13 protein-coding genes are annotated in these 19,227 nt (G+C 67.6%); 5 read left to right on the forward strand and 8 right to left on the reverse strand.

All coding sequences use genetic code 11. The features are described from left to right. The first annotated feature begins 3 nt into the window (after positions 1–3). The 5 genes from pepN (at position 4) to ACM0M4_RS10560 (ending at position 10,169) form a co-directional block, all read left to right on the forward strand. Positions 4–2,661: an aminopeptidase N gene (gene pepN / locus ACM0M4_RS10540; RefSeq protein ID WP_022580539.1), complete on the forward strand. Its 2,658-nt coding sequence runs from the start codon at positions 4–6 to the stop codon at positions 2,659–2,661. Between the two features lie 446 nt (positions 2,662–3,107). Continuing rightward, on the forward strand, positions 3,108–5,072 hold the full coding sequence (locus ACM0M4_RS10545; protein WP_003104994.1) for a DUF1302 domain-containing protein: 1,965 nt from the start codon (positions 3,108–3,110) through the stop codon (positions 5,070–5,072). A gap of 58 nt (positions 5,073–5,130) precedes the next feature. Next, positions 5,131–6,498 carry a DUF1329 domain-containing protein gene (locus ACM0M4_RS10550; RefSeq protein ID WP_003091320.1) on the forward strand — a complete coding sequence of 456 codons (1,368 nt, stop codon included), beginning with the start codon at positions 5,131–5,133 and terminating at the stop codon, positions 6,496–6,498. 179 nt (positions 6,499–6,677) lie between these two features. After that, complete coding sequence (locus tag ACM0M4_RS10555) at positions 6,678–7,775, forward strand: WD40/YVTN/BNR-like repeat-containing protein (RefSeq protein ID WP_004350939.1); 1,098 nt, start codon at positions 6,678–6,680, stop codon at positions 7,773–7,775. Between the two features lie 12 nt (positions 7,776–7,787). Further along, positions 7,788–10,169: an efflux RND transporter permease subunit gene (locus tag ACM0M4_RS10560; protein ID WP_003104998.1), complete on the forward strand. Its 2,382-nt coding sequence runs from the start codon at positions 7,788–7,790 to the stop codon at positions 10,167–10,169. Between the two features lie 70 nt (positions 10,170–10,239). Here the strand turns inward: ACM0M4_RS10560 and cprS are convergent, their stop codons facing one another. The 8 genes from cprS to ACM0M4_RS10600 all read right to left on the reverse strand — a co-directional run bounded on the left by cprS (position 10,240) and on the right by ACM0M4_RS10600 (position 19,227). Continuing rightward, the gene (gene cprS, locus ACM0M4_RS10565; protein WP_003105000.1) at positions 10,240–11,535 is read right to left on the reverse strand and encodes a cationic peptide sensor histidine kinase CprS; all 1,296 of its coding nucleotides are present in this window, start codon (positions 11,533–11,535) and stop codon (positions 10,240–10,242) included. Continuing rightward, the gene (cprR, locus tag ACM0M4_RS10570; RefSeq protein ID WP_003091311.1) at positions 11,532–12,203 is read right to left on the reverse strand and encodes a cationic peptide response regulator transcription factor CprR; all 672 of its coding nucleotides are present in this window, start codon (positions 12,201–12,203) and stop codon (positions 11,532–11,534) included. The genes cprS and cprR overlap by 4 nt, the downstream gene beginning before the upstream one ends. A gap of 61 nt (positions 12,204–12,264) precedes the next feature. Continuing rightward, the gene (locus tag ACM0M4_RS10575; protein WP_003105002.1) at positions 12,265–13,344 is read right to left on the reverse strand and encodes an alpha/beta hydrolase fold domain-containing protein; all 1,080 of its coding nucleotides are present in this window, start codon (positions 13,342–13,344) and stop codon (positions 12,265–12,267) included. A 53-nt stretch (positions 13,345–13,397) separates the two neighbouring features. Further along, on the reverse strand, positions 13,398–15,029 hold the full coding sequence (locus ACM0M4_RS10580) for a BatD family protein (RefSeq protein ID WP_003113945.1): 1,632 nt from the start codon (positions 15,027–15,029) through the stop codon (positions 13,398–13,400). Continuing rightward, positions 15,026–16,786 (reverse strand): VWA domain-containing protein, encoded by a 1,761-nt coding sequence (locus tag ACM0M4_RS10585; protein ID WP_003119769.1) that lies wholly within the window; start codon positions 16,784–16,786, stop codon positions 15,026–15,028. The genes ACM0M4_RS10580 and ACM0M4_RS10585 overlap by 4 nt, the downstream gene beginning before the upstream one ends. Continuing rightward, positions 16,783–17,805 carry a vWA domain-containing protein gene (locus ACM0M4_RS10590; protein ID WP_004350938.1) on the reverse strand — a complete coding sequence of 341 codons (1,023 nt, stop codon included), beginning with the start codon at positions 17,803–17,805 and terminating at the stop codon, positions 16,783–16,785. Before ACM0M4_RS10590 ends, ACM0M4_RS10585 begins: the two co-directional genes overlap by 4 nt. Further along, positions 17,798–18,292 carry a DUF4381 domain-containing protein gene (locus tag ACM0M4_RS10595; RefSeq protein WP_003107434.1) on the reverse strand — a complete coding sequence of 165 codons (495 nt, stop codon included), beginning with the start codon at positions 18,290–18,292 and terminating at the stop codon, positions 17,798–17,800. Before ACM0M4_RS10595 ends, ACM0M4_RS10590 begins: the two co-directional genes overlap by 8 nt. Further along, positions 18,289–19,227 (reverse strand): DUF58 domain-containing protein, encoded by a 939-nt coding sequence (locus ACM0M4_RS10600; protein ID WP_003091295.1) that lies wholly within the window; start codon positions 19,225–19,227, stop codon positions 18,289–18,291. The genes ACM0M4_RS10595 and ACM0M4_RS10600 overlap by 4 nt, the downstream gene beginning before the upstream one ends.

Raw genomic sequence — 19,227 nt, forward strand, 5'->3', positions numbered from 1 at the left:
GCCATGCGCACCGAGCAACCGAAAGTCATCCACCTCAAGGACTATCAGGCGCCGGACTACCTGATCGACGAGACCCACCTGAAGTTCGAACTGTTCGAAGACCACAGCCTGGTACACGCCGAGTTGAAGCTGCGGCGCAACCCCGAGCGCGGCGCCGGCCTGCCGCCGCTGTTGCTGCATGGCCAGCAACTGGAGCTGCTGGCGCTCGAACTGGACGGCCAGGCTCTCGGCGCGGACGACTACCAACTGGACGACGAGCAGCTCGGGGTGCAACCGCGGCAGGCCGAATTCGTCCTCAGGAGCACGGTGCGTATCCATCCGGAGAGCAACACCGCGCTGGAAGGCCTGTACAAGTCCGGCAAGATGTTCTGCACCCAGTGCGAGGCCGAGGGTTTCCGCAAGATCACCTATTACCTCGACCGTCCCGACGTGATGAGTCGCTTCACCACCACCGTCAGCGCCGAACAGCAGCGCTACCCGGTGCTGCTCTCCAACGGCAACCCGGTGGCCAGCGGTTCCGAAGGCAACGGCCGGCACTGGGCGACCTGGGAAGACCCGTTCAAGAAGCCGGCCTACCTGTTCGCCCTGGTTGCCGGCGACCTCTGGTGCGTCGAGGACAGCTTCCGCACCATGAGCCAGCGCGACGTGGCGTTGCGCATCTACGTCGAGCCGGAGAACATCGACAAGGTCCAGCACGCCATGGACAGCCTGAAGAAGTCGATGCGCTGGGACGAGGAGGTCTACGGCCGCGAGTACGACCTGGACATCTTCATGATCGTCGCGGTCAACGACTTCAACATGGGCGCGATGGAGAACAAGGGCCTCAACATCTTCAACTCCAGTTGCGTCCTGGCCCGCGCCGAAACCGCCACCGACGCCGCCCACCAGCGGGTCGAGGGCGTGGTGGCGCATGAGTATTTCCACAACTGGTCGGGCAACCGGGTCACCTGCCGCGACTGGTTCCAACTGTCGCTCAAGGAAGGCTTCACCGTATTCCGTGACTCGGAGTTCTCCGCCGACATGAACTCGCGCACGGTCAAGCGCGTCGAGGACGTCGCCTTCCTGCGCACCAACCAGTTCGCCGAGGACGCCGGGCCGATGGCGCATCCGGTGCGCCCCGACTCGTTCATCGAGATTTCCAACTTCTACACCCTGACCGTCTACGAGAAGGGCTCGGAAGTGGTGCGGATGATCCACACCCTGCTCGGCGCCGAAGGCTTCCGCAAGGGCTCGGACCTGTACTTCCAGCGCCACGACGGCCAGGCGGTGACCTGCGACGATTTCGTCAAGGCCATGGAAGACGCCAATGGCGTCGACCTGACCCAGTTCAAGCGCTGGTACAGCCAGTCCGGCACTCCGCGCCTGGCGGTGGAAGGCGAGTACGACGCCGCCGCCCGCCGCTACACCCTGACGGTGCGCCAGAGCTGCCCGCCGACTCCCGGCCAGCCGAGCAAGGAACCCTTCGTCATCCCGCTGGAGCTGGGCCTGCTCGACGGCCAGGGCCACGAACTCCCGCTGCGCCTGGAAGGCGAGGCCGCGGCCCAGGGCGGCAACCGCGTGCTGGCGGTGACCGAGGCCGAGCAGCGCTTCGTCTTCGTCGAGGTGCCGGAGCAGCCGCTGCCATCGCTGCTGCGCGGCTTCTCCGCGCCGGTGAAACTGAGCTTCCCCTACAGCCGCGACCAGTTGCTGTTCCTCATGCAGCACGACAGCGACGGCTTCAACCGCTGGGAGGCCGGCCAACAGCTTTCGGTGCAGGTCCTGCAGGAGCTGATCGGCCAGCACCAGCGCGGCGCGCAACTGGTACTCGACCCGCGCCTGATCGAGGCCTACCGCACCCTCCTGGCGGACGAGGCGCTGGACCAGGCGATGGTCGCCGAGATGCTCTCGCTGCCCAGCGAGGCCTATCTCACCGAGATCAGCGAAGTCGCCGATGTCGACGCGATCCATGCCGCCCGCGAATTCGCCCGCCAGCGTATCGGCGAAGCGCTGTTCGAGCCGCTGTGGCAGCGTTACCAGGCCAACCGCAAGATTTCCCGCGACACCGCCTACCTCGCCGAAGCCTCGCACATCGCCCGGCGCAGCCTGCAGAACATCGCGCTGTCCTACCTGTCGCTGTCGGGCCGGGAGGAAATCCTCGCCGCCTGCCTGGAGCAGTACGAAGGCTGCGACAACATGACCGAGCGCCTGACCGCCCTGGCGGTGCTGGTCAATTCCGGCTTCGAGGCGGAGAAGGGCAAGGCCCTGGCCATGTTCGCCGACTACTTCAAGGACGACCCGCTGGTGATGGACCAGTGGTTCAGCGTGCAGGCCGGCTCGCCGCTGCCGGGCGGGCTGGAGCGGGTCCAGGCGCTGATGCAGCACCCGGCCTTCACCCTGAAGAACCCGAACAAGGTGCGCGCGCTGATCGGCGCGTTCGCCAACCAGAACCTGGTCAACTTCCATCGTCCTGACGGCGCCGGCTATCGCTTCCTCGCCGACCAGGTGATCGTGCTCAACGCACTCAACCCGCAGATCGCCTCGCGCCTGCTGGTGCCGCTGACCCGCTGGCGCAAGTACGACGAGGCGCGGCAGGCGCTGATGCGCGGCGAGCTGGAACGTATCCTGGCCTCCGGCGAGCTGTCCAGCGACGTCTACGAAGTGGTGAGCAAGAGCCTGGCCTGATCCGCCAGCTTCTCCCGGAAGAGGGTGTTACTGGCCACTGGCTGGTAACGCCCTTTGTTACTTCTGGGAATCGCTTCACTGTTTTCCATTGATGGAGTCCGCTTAATCGTGTTTCGCGAACCTCCCTGCGCAGGCTCTGCGAAGGGACTTTTCGCGCCACCGGCGAAATTCGCCTGGCGCGTTTTGTCGGACACTTCCTGTTTTCTGGTCAGTGAATGAACAGTCATCCCGCAGGAAGTCCTGTTTTTTTCGCAATCCATTGAATTGCCTGGAGGATTCCGTTGAATTGGCATCCCGGTTGCACTGCCTCGTCGCGCGGTTCCCTTTCGTCGATGCGAGGCCGGTGACGCCGCGACCACCCATAACAAGGCCGCAGAGAAACGGCCGAACGGCGAACCGCCCGCAGTGGCGGCGCCCAACGCATGACCACATGGAGTGAGTTCCCGATGTACATCCCCAACCGCCAGCCCCGGCTGCGCTCCGCGCCGGCCCGGGCCGGCTTCGCCTTCGCCGGGCTGCTGCCGCTGCTGGGCGGCCAGGCCCAGGCCGTCGAATTCAGCTTCCTCGACAACGAGGTGTCCGGTTCGCTCGACACCACCCTGTCCTACGGCACCCTGTGGCGGGTGCAGGGGCAGGACAAGAGCAACAATGACATCAACACCAACGACGGCAACCGCAACTTCGATACCGGCCTGGTTTCCGAGGTCTACAAGATCACCTCGGACCTGGAGGCGACCTGGCGCAACTATGGCGTGTTCATCCGCGGCACGGCGTTCTATGACACCCAGATCATGGACAAGCGCAACGACTACTACAGCCACAACGATCCATCGCAGCCGAGCCAGAGCTATCCCCACGACGACCGTTTCACCAGCCAGACCCGCGACATCGCCGGGCACAAGGCGGAAATCCTCGACGCCTACGTCTACGGCAGCTGGGACATCGGCAACATGCCGCTGAGCGCGCGCTTCGGCCGCCAGGTGTTCAACTGGGGCGAGGGCATCTTCTACCGTGGCGGGGTCAACACCACCAACCCGGTGGACGCCGCCAAGTACCGCCTGCCCGGTTCCGAGCTCAAGGAAGTGCTGATGCCGGTGGAAGCGCTGAGCTTCAACATCGGCCTGACCGACAACCTGTCGATGGAAACCTTCTACCAGTGGAACTGGAAGGAAACCCGCCTCGACCCGGTCGGTACCTTCTTCTCCGAGACCGACCTGTTCGCCGACGGCGGCAACACCGGCTACAGCGACTTCACCGGTACCGCGCTGGACACCCCGGTGCCCGGCTTCGGCAACGTCATCGGCCTGTACCAGGCGCTGGGCAACAATCCGCTGCTCAGCGGCGCGCTGAAGAACACCGGCCTCTATGCCAACGGCGTGACCCCGGCCTACGGCAACGTGATGAAGGTGTCGTCCATCGGCAAGGACATCAACGCGCGCAACGACGGCCAGTTCGGCGTGGCCTTCCGCTACATCGCCGAGGAACTGAACAGCACCGAGTTCGGCTTCTACTTCGTCAACTACCACTCCAAGGAGCCGACCCTGTACGCCGACATCGGCGACTATGCCGGGGCCGACCTGGCGGCGCTGGCCAACACCCTGCGGCCGATCGCCGGTAACCTCGCCGAAGCCCTGGCCAACGGCCTGGTGACCGCCGACGTGATGGGCAACATCAATGCCCGCCGCGAGTTCGCCGAAGACATCCGCATGTACGGCTTCAGCTTCAACACCACGGTGGGCGACGCCTCGGTGTTCGGCGAGCTGGCCTATCGGCCGAACCTGCCGATCGGCATCGCCGCCACCAACGACCTGATCGGCGACCTCGCCCACGGTGCGGCGGAAGCCGCCAACGGCGGACAGATCAACGTCGGCGGGCAGATGGTCGGCCTCGGCGGGCAGATCCACAACTACGAGCGGGTCGAGGCGTTCAACACCTCCCTCGGGACCATCTACAACTTCGGCCCGTCGCTGAGCTTCGACTCGTTGACCGGCGTCGCCGAGCTGGCCTCGGAACACCTGCGTGGCAGCAGCCTGAAGTACACCGCCTACGACGGCAGCACCCGCTACTACGCCGGGCGCGGCAACAGCTCGTACGTTTCCGGCGGCGACCGTGGCGACCAGGTGAACCGCAACGCCTACGGCTACACCCTGCTGCTCAGCGGCACCTGGAACGACGTGTTCGCCGGGGTCAACGTGTCGCCCTACGTGGTCTACAAGGACGACTTCGAAGGCAACTCCTACCAGACCGGCAACTTCATCGAAGGTCGCAAGGCCTACACCCTGGGGATCAAGGCCACCTACCTGAACAGCCTGGAAGGCGAACTGCAGTACACCGAGTTCTACGGCGGCGGGCAGAACAACAACATCCGCGACCGCGACAACATCGGCCTGACCGTGAAGTACTCCTTCTGACCGAACCGATAACGACACGGGCGCCGCGAGCGCCCGGCACCTCACACGGAGAACCCTCATGTTGAACAAGCACCTGCTGATCGGCGCTTCCCTGGCGCTGGCACTGGGCAGCGGCGGCGCGCTGGCCGGCGTTTCCGCCGGCGAGGCGGCGCAACTGAAGTCGAGCCTCACCCCGCTGGGCGCGGAGAAGGCCGGCAACGCCGCCGGCAGCATTCCCGCCTGGACCGGCGGCATCACCCAGGCGCCGGCCGGCTACAAGCCGGGCCAGCACCACCCGGACCCGTTCGCCGCGGACAAGCCGCTGTTCACCATCGACAAGGCCAACCTGGAGCAGTACAGGGAACACCTGACCCCGGGCCAGCTGGCGCTGTTCAAGACCTACCCGGACAGCTTCCGGATGCCGGTCTACCCCAGTCGCCGTTCCGGTTCGGCGCCGCAGTGGCTGTACGACAACACCTTCGCCAATGCCACCAGCGCCAGGCTGCTGGACGGCGGCAACGGGTTCGCCGACGCCTATGGCGGGGTGCCGTTCCCGATTCCGAAGAGCGGCGTGGAGGCGCTGTGGAACCACGTCGCCCGCTACCGCGGCACCTATGTCGTGCGCCGCGCTTCGGAAGTCGCGGTACAGCGCAACGGTAGCTACTCGCTGGTGACCTCGCAGCAGGAAGCGCTGTTCAAGTACTACCTCAAGGGCGGCAGCTTCGCCGACCTGAACAACCTGATGTTCTACTACCTGTCGTTCACCAAGAGCCCGGCGCGCCTGGCCGGCGGCGCGGTGCTGGTGCACGAGACCCTCGACCAGGTCAAGGAGCCGCGCCAGGCCTGGGGCTACAACGCCGGCCAGCGCCGTGTGCGGCGTGCGCCGAACCTTGCCTACGACACGCCGATCGCCGCCGCCGACGGCCTGCGCACCGCCGACGACACCGACATGTTCAACGGCGCGCCGGACCGCTATGACTGGAAGCTGCTGGGCAAGAAGGAAATCTACATTCCCTACAACAACTACAAGGTCAGCAGCCCCGAGGTGAAGTACGAGGAACTGCTCAAGCCGGGCCACCTCGATCCGCAATACACCCGCTACGAGCTGCACCGCGTGTGGGTGGTGGAAGGTACCCTGAAGCCGGGCGCGCGGCATATCTACTCCAAGCGCACCCTGTACCTCGACGAGGACAGCTGGAGCGCGGCGGTGGTCGACCAGTACGACGGTCGCGGCGAACTGTGGCGGGTGTCGATGGCCTACCTGAAGAACTTCTACGACCTGCCGTACACCTGGAGCGCGCTGGATGTGTTCCACGACCTGCAGGCGCGTCGCTACCACGTGCAGAACCTGGACAACGAGGAGCCGGGTACCATCGACTTCACCCAGGCGATACCGGACGACTCCTACTTCAAGCCCTCGGCCCTGCGCCGCCGCGGCACCCGCTGATCGCTCCGCTCGCCGGCGCCGACCGCTTCCCTCCGGGGAGGAGGGCGGCGCCGATCCCCCGTTACAGACGGCTTACACGCTTAACAAAAGATAACGTGGCTTCAATTGTCTCCGTCGCCAAACGCTGGCTATATAACGCTCACCACGAACCACTAATAACAACAACGGGGACGGTATCCATGCGTGAGCCCATGACGTGGCGCACTTCGCCCGGCCAAACCGCGGACGCTTCGCGGCATCCGGCCATTCCTTCCAGATCGCCCCTGGCCAGCAGGGCCCTGTCGTTTCTCGGGGCACTTTCTCTTCTGACCTTCGCCGCCACCCCGGTCCTGGCCGAGTCGACGCCAACCGCCGCGCCGCCGCAATTCGCCGTGGAGTCGCCGAAGGCCGCCAGCAGCCTGCTGCTCAGCGTCGCCCATGCCGGCAAGCGGCTGGTCGCGGTCGGCGACCGTGGGCATATCCTGCTCTCCGACGACGACGGCAAGACCTGGACCCAGGCCAAGGTGCCGACCCGCCAGTTGCTCACCTCGGTGTTCTTCGTCAACGAGCGCAAGGGCTGGGCGGTCGGGCACGATGCGCAGATCCTCGTCAGCGACGACGCCGGCAGCACCTGGGCCAGGCAGTTCGAGGACCTCGGCCGCGAAGCGCCATTGCTGGACATCTGGTTCGCCGACGAACAGCACGGCCTGGCCGTCGGTGCCTATGGCGCGCTGCTGGAGACCCGCGACGGCGGCCAGCACTGGGAAGACGTCAGCGAGCGCCTGGACAACGAGGACCAGTTCCACCTCAACGCCATCGCCGCGGTCAAGGACAACGGCCTGCTGGTGGTCGGCGAAGCCGGCAGCCTGTTCCGCTCGAAGGACTGGGGCGCCACCTGGGAAAAACTCGAAGGCCCCTACGAGGGCTCGCTGTTCGGCGCCATCGGTACCGCCGATGCGGGCGGCGTGCTGGTCTACGGCCTGCGCGGCCACCTGTTCCGCTCCGCCGATTTCGGCGACAGCTGGGAAGAGATACCGCTGAAGGCGGCGTCCGGCGACCTGGAATTCGGTCTCTCCGACGGCGCGCTGCTGGCGGACGGGCGTATCGTCGTGGTCGGCCACGGCGGCAGTGTCCTCGAAAGCACCGACGGCGGGCGCAGCTTCAGCGTGTTCAACCGTCCCGACCGGCTGTCCCTGGCCGGCGTCAGCGCCACCGGCGACGGCCACCTGATCCTGGTCGGCCAGGGCGGCGTGCACCTCGCTGCGGCGAACGGTGCCGCGCTCGAACAACAACAATAAGGCGGGGGTCGCATGAGTGCCATGAACCAGCATCAGCAAAACAAGGCGAGCCTGCTCGAACGCCTGATCTTCAACAACCGGCCGGTGGTGATCTTCCTCTGCCTGCTGGTCAGCGTCTTCCTGTTCTACCAGGCCACCCAGGTGCGGCCGTCCACCAGCTTCGAGAAGATGATCCCGCTGGAGCACCCGTTCATCCAGAAAATGCTCGAGCACCGCAACGACCTGGCCAACCTCGGCAACACCGTGCGCATCTCGGTGGAGGCGGTGAACGGCGACATCTTCACCAAGGAGTACATGGAGACGCTCCGGCAGATCCATGACGAGGTGTTCTACATCCCCGGCGTCGACCGTTCCGGCCTGAAGTCGTTGTGGAGCCCCAGCGTGCGCTGGACCGAAGTGACCGAGGAAGGCTTCGCCGGCGGCGAGGTGATCCCGCAGACCTACGACGGTTCGCCGCGGGCGCTGGAGGAACTGCGCAACAACGTGCTCAAGTCCGGGCAGATCGGCCGCCTGGTGGCGAACAACTTCAAGTCGAGCATCGTCGACGTACCGCTGCTGGAGATGTACCCGAATCCGAAGAACCAGAGCGAACTGATCAAGCTCGACTACCGCCAGTTCTCCCATGAGCTGGAAGAGAAGATCCGCGACAAGTACCAGTTGCAGAATCCCAACGTGAAGGTGCACATCGTCGGCTTCGCGAAGAAGGTCGGCGACCTGATCGACGGGCTGGTGATGGTGGTCGGCTTCTTCGGTATCTGCCTGCTGATCACCCTGGTCCTGCTGTACTGGTTCACCAAGTGCATCCGCAGCACCATCGCCGTGCTGATCACCACCCTGGTCGCGGTGCTCTGGCAGCTCGGCCTGCTCAACCTGGTCGGTTTCGGCCTCGATCCCTATTCGATGCTGGTGCCGTTCCTGATCTTCGCCATCGGTATTTCCCACGGCGTGCAGAAGATCAATGGCATCGCCTTGCAGTCCAGCGGCGCCGACAATGCGCTGATGGCGGCGCGGCTGACCTTCCGCCAACTGTTCCTGCCGGGGATGATCGCGATCCTCGCCGACGCCGTCGGCTTCATCACCCTGCTGGTGATCGACATCGGGGTGATCCGCGAGCTGGCCATCGGCGCCTCGATCGGCGTGGCGGTGATCGTCTTCACCAACCTGATCCTGCTGCCCGTGGCGATCTCCTACATCGGCATCAGCAAGAAGGCGGTGCAGCGCAGCAAGGATGACGCGGTGCGCGAGCACCCGTTCTGGCGCCTGCTGTCGAACTTCGCCAGCCCGAAGGTGGCCCCGGTGTCCATCGCCATCGCCCTGCTGATGCTCGGCGGCGGCCTCTGGTATGGCAAGCACCTGAAGATCGGCGACCTCGACCAGGGTGCGCCGGAACTGCGTCCCGACTCGCGCTACAACCTCGACAACGACTTCATCATCCGCAACTACTCGACCAGTTCGGACGTGCTGGTGGTGATGGTCAAGACCTCCCCGGAAGGCTGCTCCACCCACCAGGCCCTGGCGGCCATGGACGAGCTGGCCTGGAAGCTGGAGAACACCGAGGGCGTGCAGTCGGCGATCTCGATGGTCACCGTGTCCAAGCAGGTGATCAAGGGGATGAACGAAGGCAACCTGAAATGGGAGACCCTGTCGCGCAACCAGGACGTGCTGAACAACTCCATCGCCCGTGCCGACGGTCTCTACAACACCGACTGCTCGCTGGCGCCGCTGCTGGTCTTCCTCAACGACCACAAGGCCGAGACCCTCGACCGCGCGGTGGCGGCGGTGCAGGCCTTCGCCGCGGAGAACGACAAGGACGACCTGCAGTTCCAGCTGGCCGCCGGCAATGCCGGGATCGAGGCCGCCACCAACGAGGTGATCAAGCAGTCCGAACTGATCATCCTGGTGCTGGTGTACATCTGCGTGGCGGCCATGTGCATGATCACCTTCCGTTCCTTCGCCGCGACCCTCTGCATCGTCCTGCCGCTGATCCTCACCTCGGTTCTCGGCAACGCGCTGATGGCGGCGCTGGGCATCGGCGTGAAGGTCGCGACCCTGCCGGTGATCGCCCTCGGCGTCGGCATCGGGGTGGACTACGGGATCTACATCTACACCCGCCTGGAGTCTTTCCTGCGCATGGGCCTGCCGTTGCAGGAGGCCTACTACGAGACCCTCCGCTCCACCGGCAAGGCGGTGCTGTTCACCGGCCTGTGCCTGGCGATCGGCGTGGCCACCTGGATCTTCTCGGCGATCAAGTTCCAGGCCGACATGGGCCTGATGCTGACCTTCATGCTGCTCTGGAACATGTTCGGCGCCCTCTGGCTGCTGCCGGCCCTGGCGCGTTTCCTGATCAACCCGGCCAAGCTGCAGGCCAGGAAGGCCTCGGTGTTCGCTCACTGAGTCGCGCCGAGCCTCGCCAAGACCGCGGCCCAGGCCGCGGTTTTTTTGTGCGGAGGAAGGCCGTCGCGCTTCAGTCCGGCGTGGCGGGGAACAGCAGCTCGCAGCGGAAGCGCTGCTCGTCGCTGCTGTAATGCAGGCGCCAGCCGCTCTTCTGGCACAGGCGCTGGACCAGGTCGAGGCCCAGGCCATAACCGAACGCCATCGACTCCTCCGTGCCCTGGGCCGCACCGATGGGGTTGCTGATCAGCAGGCTGCGGTCGCGCACGACGATTTCCACCACGCCCTCGTCGCTGTACTGCAGGGCGTTGCGCAGCAGGTTGCCGATGATGATCCGTGCGCGGGTCTGCGGCAGGCTGTGTGGCTCCACGTCGAGGTGGAAGGTCAGGCCGCGGCGCTGGCTCAGCGCCTGCTGTTCCTCGAGCAGTTCCTCCAGCAGGCGGCCGACCTCGATGTGTCCGTCGTCGCGCAGTTCGCCGCTCTCGCGGCTGAGCCAGAGCAAGGTCTCGGTCATCTGCTGCATGCCCAGCGCCGAGCGGCGGATGCGTTGCAAGGCATGCGGGGAGGGCGCGCGGCCGGGTTGGTCGAGCAGCTCCAGGTTCATGCCGATCACCGCCAGCGGGGTGCGCAGCTCATGGCTGGCGTAGCGCAGGAAGCGTTCCTCGCGCTGGCTGAAGTCCTTGATCCGGGTCACGCTGTTCCACAGGGTATCCGCCAGCACGTTGAGTTCGCGGTAGTTGAAGCGCGGCCGCTGGCTGTCCGGGGCGAGGTCGTCGAGGGTCATCGACCAGCGCGTCAGCTTGCGCAACGGCGCGACGATGAACCAGACCAGCAGGCCGACGGCGGCCAGCGAAGGCAGGGTGACCGATAGGGTGACGATCCAGGTCTGCCTGACGCGGGCGTCGATGATGGCGTCGGACAGCGGCGTGTCGATGCTGCCGGCGGCGTCGTTGTCGTAGAGGTAGAGCGTCTTGCCGTCGGCCAGTGGCTGGCGGACCACCACGTAGGCATCGTCGCTGGGCGCGTCGTCATCCTCCTCTTCGTCATCGTCGTCCCAGTTGCCGAGCAGTTGCATGGCGCCGATGCTCTTGTAGGGCGGGGTGTCGAGCATCTCCCTGAGTTTCGGCGGCAGCCCCGCGGTGCCGACGCTGCCCTTGAAGTAGTAGCTGTCCGGCGCCGGCGTAGCCGGGTCTTCCTGGTAGCGCTGGGCGAAGTACAGCCCTTCCTCTTCCATCATCATGCTGAGCAGGTAGAGGGCGCCGGTCTCGCCGTAGTCGCCGAGCATGCGCGTGTAGACCAGCAACACCCCGGCGAGGATCAGGGTGACGCCGCCGCCGACGATGGGGATCAGGCTCAGGCCGCGTTTCATTTGCGCTCCAGCTGGAAGCCGACGCTGTGCAGGGTATGGATCAGAGGGGTGGCGAACCCCTTGTCGACGGTGCTGCGCAGGTGGTGCATGTGCACGTTGAGGGTGTTGCTTTCCGGCGGTTCGTCGCCCCAGACGCTGCGCCCCAGCTGCTCGCGGGTGACCAGCGCGGGGCTGGCGCGCATCAGGCACTCAAGGATCTTCCAGGCGGTGGGGGACAGCGCCAGGGGCGTGCCGCCGCGGCTGGCCTGGCGGCTGTCGAGGTCCATCACCAGGTCGTCGACCTGCAGGCGCTGGGCCTGGCCGCTGCGGCGCCGGCTGAGGGCTTGCAGGCGGACCAGCAGCTCCGGCAGTTCGAAGGGCTTGAGCAGGTAGTCGTCGGCGCCGGCGTCGAAGCCGTCGAGCTTGTCCTGCAGGGTATCCAGGGCGGTGAGCATGAGTACCGGGGTCTGCAGGCCGGCTTCGCGTAGCTGGCGACAGACCTGCCGGCCGTTGATGCGCGGCAGCATGATGTCCAGCAGGATCACGTCGTAGCGGTTGGCGCGCGCCAGGTTGAGGCCGGCCTGGCCGTCGCGGGCGTGATCGCAGACCACCCCGGCGGCCTCGAGGTAGTCGATGACGGTGCCGGCGAGATCGAAGTTGTCTTCGACGACGAGTACGTGGATATGCATGGTATCTGTTCGCATGACGGATGGGACGCTGTGCCTGGTTCGCCGCGGGCGTTGCCCGCGCCTACTTGAGCACCTTGATCGGCTTCACCGGGGTGCCGTCGCTCCACTGGCCCATGCCGGTCTGCTCCGGCGTAGCGCCCAGGGCGTACTGGCGGTTGCGGTTGTAGAACGCCGCGTCGGTGAGGCCATCGAACAGCTTCCAGGTGCCGTACCAGTCGAGGGCGTCGATCACCAGCGGGTCGTGGCCGGTATAGCGGCCTTCGGCCTGCTGGACTTCGAGGCGCTTCTCGACGCGGTCGAGCAACCAGTCGCTGTCTTCTTCCTTCGGATACTGCGGGCCGAATACCGGCGCGGTGGGTGCCGCGTGGTTGGCCAGCAGCGGCGGAGCGCCGTGGCGATCGCTGCGCAGCAGCAGCAGGTTCTTGTCGCTGGGCGGAATGTGCCGGCTCTGGCGGTAGATGCGCTTGGCGTCGGTGCAGGCCACGTGGCTGTCCTCGTCGCCGCAGACCGCCAGCAGCAGGGTGCCCTTGGCCAGCCCCGACAGGCGTTCCTGGGCCACGCCGTCCCAGCGCTTGCCCTGGCTCTTGCCGGGCTCGACCACCATCAGCGCCTTCGCCGCCGGCAGCTTCAGGCGTTCGCTGGCGGCCGCCAGGTTGGCGGCGAGCAGTCCGCCGGCGGAGTGGCCGAGGTAGGCGACCTGGTTCAGCCGCGGGCGCACCCCCAGCTCGCCGGCCTGCAGGCGCCTGAGGGCGTCGCCGAGGGCGCCGGCGGCATTGTCGAGGAAGTCTGCGTTGGGCGTCTTCAGGTCCGGCTGGTAGCGTGGGTAGACCACCACCATGCCGCGGCGGACGATATGGTCGATCCAGGCGCGGTAGAGGTCCGGCTGCATCACGCTCCAGCCGTGCAGGAAGATCACCAGCGGAGCGTTGCCGGGGACCGGTTGCTCGGGGGTGAACACCCAGTATTCGCGAGCGCCTTCGCCGAAGTGCCACTGATGCACGCTGGCATGGCGATAGTCCGCGCCGCCCGGCCCTTCGGCCGGCTGCGTCGGCGGCGTGGGCGCGGTCGGCGGTTCGGCGGCCGTCGCGGCGTGGCCCAGGAGCAGGCCGCACAGGACGAGGTACAGGGTACGGAAGCGCATGCGGGCCCTCTTGCGGAATCGGAATGTCGTGCCAGTCCTAACCATAGCGCCGTTCAGCGCGGATAGAGCGGTGGCAGGCCGCCATTGTCGACCGCTCCCGCCGGCGCTTGTTCCGTGGTGGGCAGGGCGCGGATCGCCCGCCACAGGTCCTCGCCCTGCCAGGAATGGCCGCTCTCGCTGTACAGCGCGCCGTTGAGGCCATCCAGGGCGTCGGACAGCGGTACGAAGCGGGCCGCCATGTCGGCCAGGGTATCGGGTTGCTGACGGGCCCAGGCGTCCAGGGCCTGGCGGGTCGCCTGGGGATCGTTGGCCAGGCAGGCGCGGCGCAGCTCGTCGAGCAGGCTGCGGCTGCTCGGGCCGTTGGCCGCGGCGCGGATCACCGCCGGCAACTGGCGGGCGCGCCACCAGAGGCCGAAGCCGAGCAGGGTGGTCAGGGCCAGCACGGCGGTAGCCAGTTGCCAGGGCCAGAGCGTCGGCTCCAGGCGTTCGCCGAGCGGCAGCGCCGCCGCCGGCGGCTCCGCCTCGGCCTGCGGCGCGGCGGCCACTTCCAGGGTGCGCGGTGGCAGGCTGGTGCGCTCCAGGCGGTCTTCGCGGGTGTTCCACCAGACCACTTCGAGCGCCGGCAACTCGATGCGCCCGGCCTGCTCGGGCACCAGCGCCTCGCGCTCCTCGCGACTGCCGATGAGGCCCTGGTCGGTGCTCTGGTCGGCCAGCTGCGGTTGGTCCGGGTAGCGCCGCAGGCCTTGCACGTCGGGCAGCGGCAACGGCGGAAGCTGGGTGCCGGAAAGCCCCTCGACCTTCAGCAGCACGTTGCGCGTCAGCGATTCGCCGACCTGTGCCTGCTCCGGCTGCGGGCTCCAGCTTTCGCTGATGCTCAGCGCGCGGGCCGGCATCCAGGGCGCGTCGGCCGGATAGTCGGCGGGCTTGGGCCGGACCTGCAGCGGGATGCTCGGCGAAGTCACCCGCATCTGCCGGCCGGGGCGCGGGCCGAAGGGGTTGTAGTCGTCGCTGCCACGGTCGACCAGGGTCGCACTGAAGGCTTGCGCAGGAATCTCCAGGGTGCCGCTCTTCTGCGGGAAGATCGCGTAGCGCACCTCGATCACGCCGTGGCGGATGCCGTTGATCTCCTTCTCGTAGGTGCGCGCCTCGCCGAGCTGTTCGACCTTCGCGTCGTTCATCGCCAGCGGGGTCAGGCTGCTGTCGTCGTATAGCGACACCGAGTGGTAGATGCGCAGGGTGAGGATCGCCTGGGCCTGCACGTAGACTGTCTCCTGGTCGACGCTGGCATCGATGAAGACCGGCGCCAGCTTGCTGCTCTTGGCGCGGTCGCGCGCCTCCAGTACGTGCAGCCTGATCGGCTGGGTGCTGCTGGCGCCGAGGCTGATCGGCGGGATCGCCACGTAGCCGCTCTGCTTCGGCAGGAGGGTGACGATCCAGCGGGTGGTGGCCTGGGCCCGGCCGTTCTGCGTGGCGAGACGGTTGACCTGGCGCGTGCCGAGGACCTCGAAGAGGGCGTCCAGCGGGCTCAGGTCGGGTTTGCCGAAGAGGGTCGGGTCGTCCGATTCCAGCGTCAGTTCGACGCTTTCCCCTTCGGTCAGGCGGGCGCGGTCGACGCTGGCGCTGAAGCTGGCATGGGCGGAAACGCAGAGGAGCGCGAGAAGCAGGCTGCAGAACAGGCGGATCATGGCGTGGCTTCCTGGCGTTGCTGCTGTTGGTACCAGAACTTGCGCCGCAGCAATTCGGCGGGATCGTCGGGAATCTGTCGCAGCCATTGCTCGAGGGCCTGGCGACGTTCGTCGTCGAGTCCGTCGTCGGCTTCCTCGTCGCCCGTCCGCTCGTCCTCGGCGTTGGGCTGCGGCTGCGCTTGGCCGGGTGCTCCGGCGGTCTTCTCGCCTTCGTCTTCCGGCAGGCTGGTCGAGGGCGCCGCGGCCTGGGCCTTCTGCGCATCGACGGTCGCCGCGTCGCGCGGCGGCCGCTGGCTGCTTCCGGATGGCGGGCTCTGCTGGCTCGCTTCCTGGCGCTGTTCCTTGTTCTCGCCGGCCTGCTGCTGCGCCGCCTGTTCCTGGCGTTGGCGCAGCAGTTCCTCGACCAGGGCCTTGTTGCGTTGCGCGGCGACCAGTTGTGGCTGGCGCTCCAGGGCTTGTTCGTAGGCGTCGACGGCGGCTTCCAGTTCGCCCTGGCGGGCCAGGGCGTTGCCACGGTTGTAGTGATCGTCGGCCTGGTCGCCTTGGGCGAAGGCCTGGGCCGCGGCGGCGTAGTCGCGGGCCTGGTAGAGCGACAGGCCTTTCCAGCGGAAGTCCTCGAAGCGCTTCGCCGCCTCGTCCGCCTGGCCCCGTTGCAACAGGCGCTGGCCTTGCTGGTCCGGACGCAGCCAGAGGTCTTCGAACTGGAAGGCCATGGCCGGTTGCGGCAGGCTCAGCATCAACAGCGGCAGGCAGAACAGCCAGCCGCGCCGTCCGGCACAGGCGGCCAGCAGGAGCAGCGGCAGGAGCAGCCAGTAACCCTGGTCGGCCCAGCGCTGCAGGCGCAGCAGGGCGTTCTCGCGATCTTCCTCCAGCGTGCCGCCGCGGGCCAGCAGGCCGAGGCTGTCGAGGTCGCGGTCGTTCGGCCGCAGGCGCTGGTAGCCGGCGCCGATCTCCGCGGCGAAGCGGCGCAGCCCGCTTTCGTCGAGCCTGGGCAGGAGGATGCCGCCCTGGTCGTCCTTGAGGAAGCTGCCATCCTCCTGCTGCACCGGAGCGCCCTTCGGCGTGCCGACGCCGAGCACGGCGAGGCGCGCCGCCCGGTGCTCGAGGGCGCTGCGGATGCCCTGGCGCTCGGGTTCGCTCAGCTCGCTGGTCAGCAGCAGCAGGCGGCCGCGGCCCTGGGCGCCCTGTTCCAGCAGGTCGAGGGCCTGGCGCACGGCGAGGTCGGCGCGCTGGCCGGGCTCGGGCATGATCGAAGGTTTCAGGGCGTCGAGCAGGTTGCGCGCGGTGAGCTGGTCGTCCGACAGCGGCACCAGGGTATGCGCGCTGCCGGCGTAGACGACGATCGCGGTCTGCGCGTCGTTGCGCGTGCGAAGCAGGTCGAGCAGCTTGCGCCGGGCCTGCTCCAGGCGGGTCGGCGACAGGTCGCCGGCAAGCATCCCGGGAGTCAGCTGGAGGATCGCCACCAGCGGGTCGCTACGCTTCATCGAGGGCTGTTCCAGTTGCTGCCAACTGGGCCCGAGCAAGGCCAGCAGGGCCAGCAGCCAGGCGATGCCGAGGCAGATCCAGGGCATGCGGTTCTGCCGCCCGGCGCCGCCGACCAGCAGCCAGGGCTGGAAGGCCGTCGGCAACAGCAATTGCCAGCGTCCGGCACGACGCTGGCGATGCAGCAGCTTCCACAGCAACCAGCCAAGCAGCGGCGCCAGCAGCAGCCAGTAGGGGCGCAGCCAGTGCGGCCAGGCATCCAGCAACAGGTTCATGGTTGCCTCCCGGAACGGCGGCGCGGCCAGGTCCGGTTTTCCCGTGGCCAGAGTTCCAGCGCCACCAGCAGCACACTCAGGCCGAGGGCGGCGGCCAGCGGCCAACTGTACAGCGCCAGGGCCGGGCGCGCCCGGGTAGTCTGCTGGGCGACCGGTTCGAGGCGGTCGAGGGTCGCGGAAATGCTTTCCAGCTCGGCGCTGGATCGCGCGCGGAAGTATTCGCCGCCAGTGCTCTCGGCGATACCGCGCAGGGTCGGCTCGTCGAGATCGAGCCCCGGGTTGAAGCCGAACAGGCCGGGCACGCCGCCTTGCTGCGGGTCGGCGCCGATGCCGATGGTGTAGATCTTCACCTGTTGCTCGGCGGCCAGTTGCGCGGCGATCTGCGGGGCTATCTGTCCGCCGGTGTTGGCGCCGTCGGTGATCAGCACCAGCACCCGGCTTTCCGCAGGCCGCTGGCGCAGGCGCTTGACCGCCAGGCCGATGGCGTCGCCGATCGCCGTGTTCTTGCCGGCGATGCCGATCTGCGCCTCGTCCAGCCAGACCCGCACGGTGTGCCGGTCGAAGGTCAGCGGCGCCTGCAGGTAGGCCTGGCTGCCGAACAGGATCAGGCCGACGCGGTCGCCACGACGGTCTTCGATGAAGTCGCCGAAGAGTTTCTTGATCAGTTCCAGGCGGCTGATCTCGTCGTCCTGCCAGCGCATGTCGCGGTAGTCCATGGAACCGGAGACATCCACCGCGAGCAGCAGGTCGCGGCCGCTGGCGGGTAGCGGCAGGGGGTCGCCGACCCACTGCGGGCGGGCCGCGGCGAGCAGCAGGAGGAACCAGAGCAGGGCGAAGCGCACCTGCTGCCGCCAGGCCGGCAGGCGTGCGCGGGCACGACGCCCGGCGAGGCTTTCGAGTTCGTCGAGGAAGCTCACCTTGAGCGCCGCCTCGCCGCTGTCGGCGGCCGGCAGCACCAGGCGCAGCAGCCAGGGCAACGGGGCGAGGGCGAAGACCCAGGGCCAGGCGAACTCAAACATGCTTGCGAATCCAGGTGGCGACGGCGGCGTCGAGGCCGTCCACGGCCTTGTCGTCGAGGGTGCAGTCGGCGCGGTAGCCGCCTTCCACCAGGATCATCCAGCGGGTCAGGCCGGCGGCCGGGCAACGGTTGTCGAGGAACGCCAGCCAGGCGCGGCCGCTGAGGGCGTGGCTGCCGCTATCTGGCCAGCGCGCCCTGCAGACCCGCTTGAGCAGGCCGTTGATGGCTTGCAGCCAGGGTCCGGCGGAAGCCCTGCCGTAGGGCTTGGCAAGCGCGGCCAGTTCGGCCAGGGCCGCTTCGCGCAGCGGATCCAGCGGCGCTTCGCCGCGGGTGGCGATGGTGCGCCGCGGCAGGTGCCGGCGCAGTCGCCAGAGCCCCCAGCCGAGCAACGGCAGCAGGGCGGCCAGCAACCACCAGCCGGGCGCCGGCGGCCACCAGCCGACGGGCGGGGGGGCGATCAGCGGTTCCAGCCGGTCGAGCGGGTTCATGCGCGATACCCCGGCTGGTGTTGTTCCAGCAGGTCCCGCAACTGCTCCACCAGGTCTTCCTGGGTCGACAGCGGCAGCAGCGGCACGCCCAGTCGCTGGGCCAGCCGCTGCCAGCGCGCGCGGCGCGCCTCGGCCAGTTCGCGATAGGCCTGGCGCAGCTCGTCGGCGTGGGTGTCCAGCTCGAGGTCGGCGGCGCCTTCGCGGAAGCGCAGCAGTCCGGCGGCGGGAAGGGCATGGTCGAGCGGGTCGGACAGCGGCAGCAGCACCAGGTCGGTATGGCGTGCGATCAGGCTGAGTTGCTGCTCGGCGACGTCATTGAGGGTGCGCTCGTCGCACAGCACCAGGATCAGGCTGCCCGGGCGCAGCACTTCGCGGGCGCGGCGCAGGGCCAGGCCGAACAGTTCGCCAGGCCGCTCGGCCGGCGTCTCGCGCAGCTCGCGATTGGCCCGCAATAGCTGGTTGAACAGTTGCAGCAGGCTGTGCTTGCTGCGTCGCGGCTTGATTTCGTGGCAGTCGCGGTCGCTGAATACCAGGCCGCCGATACGGTCGTTGTGGGCCAGCGCCGACCAGCCGATGAAGGCCGCCGCGCGTGCCGCCAGCACCGCCTTGAAGCACAGGCCGGAGCCGAAGAACAGGCGCTGGCTCTGTTCGACCAGGACGAACACCGGTCGCTCGCGTTCCTCGTGGAACAGCTTGGTGTGCGGCTCGCGGGTGCGCGCGGTGACGCGCCAGTCGATGGTCCGTACGTCGTCGCCGGGCTGGTAGATGCGCACCTGGTCGAAGTCCACGCCGCGTCCGCGCAGGCGCGAGTGATGCAGGCCGACCAACGGGCTGCGGCGGTTCTGCGAGGAGAACAGGCGCGCTTCGTGGAGCCGGTGGCGCATTTCCAGAAGCTCGTCGAGGCCCAGTTCGACGCCCGGGGCGGCGCTCAGCAT

Origin of the sequence: Pseudomonas sp. 18-147 (assembly GCF_051048045.1) — a bacterium.
In the GTDB taxonomy this organism is placed as follows: domain Bacteria; phylum Pseudomonadota; class Gammaproteobacteria; order Pseudomonadales; family Pseudomonadaceae; genus Pseudomonas; species Pseudomonas aeruginosa.

Coding starts and splice junctions, on each gene's coding strand:
- cprS (WP_003105000.1), bottom strand. CDS start 11,535: ATGAAACGCGGCCTGAGCCTGATCCCCATCGTCGGCGGCGGCGTCACC.
- ACM0M4_RS10550 (WP_003091320.1), top strand. CDS start 5,131: ATGTTGAACAAGCACCTGCTGATCGGCGCTTCCCTGGCGCTGGCACTG.
- cprR (WP_003091311.1), bottom strand. CDS start 12,203: ATGCATATCCACGTACTCGTCGTCGAAGACAACTTCGATCTCGCCGGC.
- ACM0M4_RS10585 (WP_003119769.1), bottom strand. CDS start 16,786: ATGAACCTGTTGCTGGATGCCTGGCCGCACTGGCTGCGCCCCTACTGG.
- ACM0M4_RS10555 (WP_004350939.1), top strand. CDS start 6,678: ATGCGTGAGCCCATGACGTGGCGCACTTCGCCCGGCCAAACCGCGGAC.
- pepN (WP_022580539.1), top strand. CDS start 4: ATGCGCACCGAGCAACCGAAAGTCATCCACCTCAAGGACTATCAGGCG.
- ACM0M4_RS10600 (WP_003091295.1), bottom strand. CDS start 19,227: ATGCTGAGCGCCGCCCCGGGCGTCGAACTGGGCCTCGACGAGCTTCTG.
- ACM0M4_RS10560 (WP_003104998.1), top strand. CDS start 7,788: ATGAGTGCCATGAACCAGCATCAGCAAAACAAGGCGAGCCTGCTCGAA.
- ACM0M4_RS10545 (WP_003104994.1), top strand. CDS start 3,108: ATGTACATCCCCAACCGCCAGCCCCGGCTGCGCTCCGCGCCGGCCCGG.
- ACM0M4_RS10590 (WP_004350938.1), bottom strand. CDS start 17,805: ATGTTTGAGTTCGCCTGGCCCTGGGTCTTCGCCCTCGCCCCGTTGCCC.
- ACM0M4_RS10580 (WP_003113945.1), bottom strand. CDS start 15,029: ATGATCCGCCTGTTCTGCAGCCTGCTTCTCGCGCTCCTCTGCGTTTCC.
- ACM0M4_RS10595 (WP_003107434.1), bottom strand. CDS start 18,292: ATGAACCCGCTCGACCGGCTGGAACCGCTGATCGCCCCCCCGCCCGTC.
- ACM0M4_RS10575 (WP_003105002.1), bottom strand. CDS start 13,344: ATGCGCTTCCGTACCCTGTACCTCGTCCTGTGCGGCCTGCTCCTGGGC.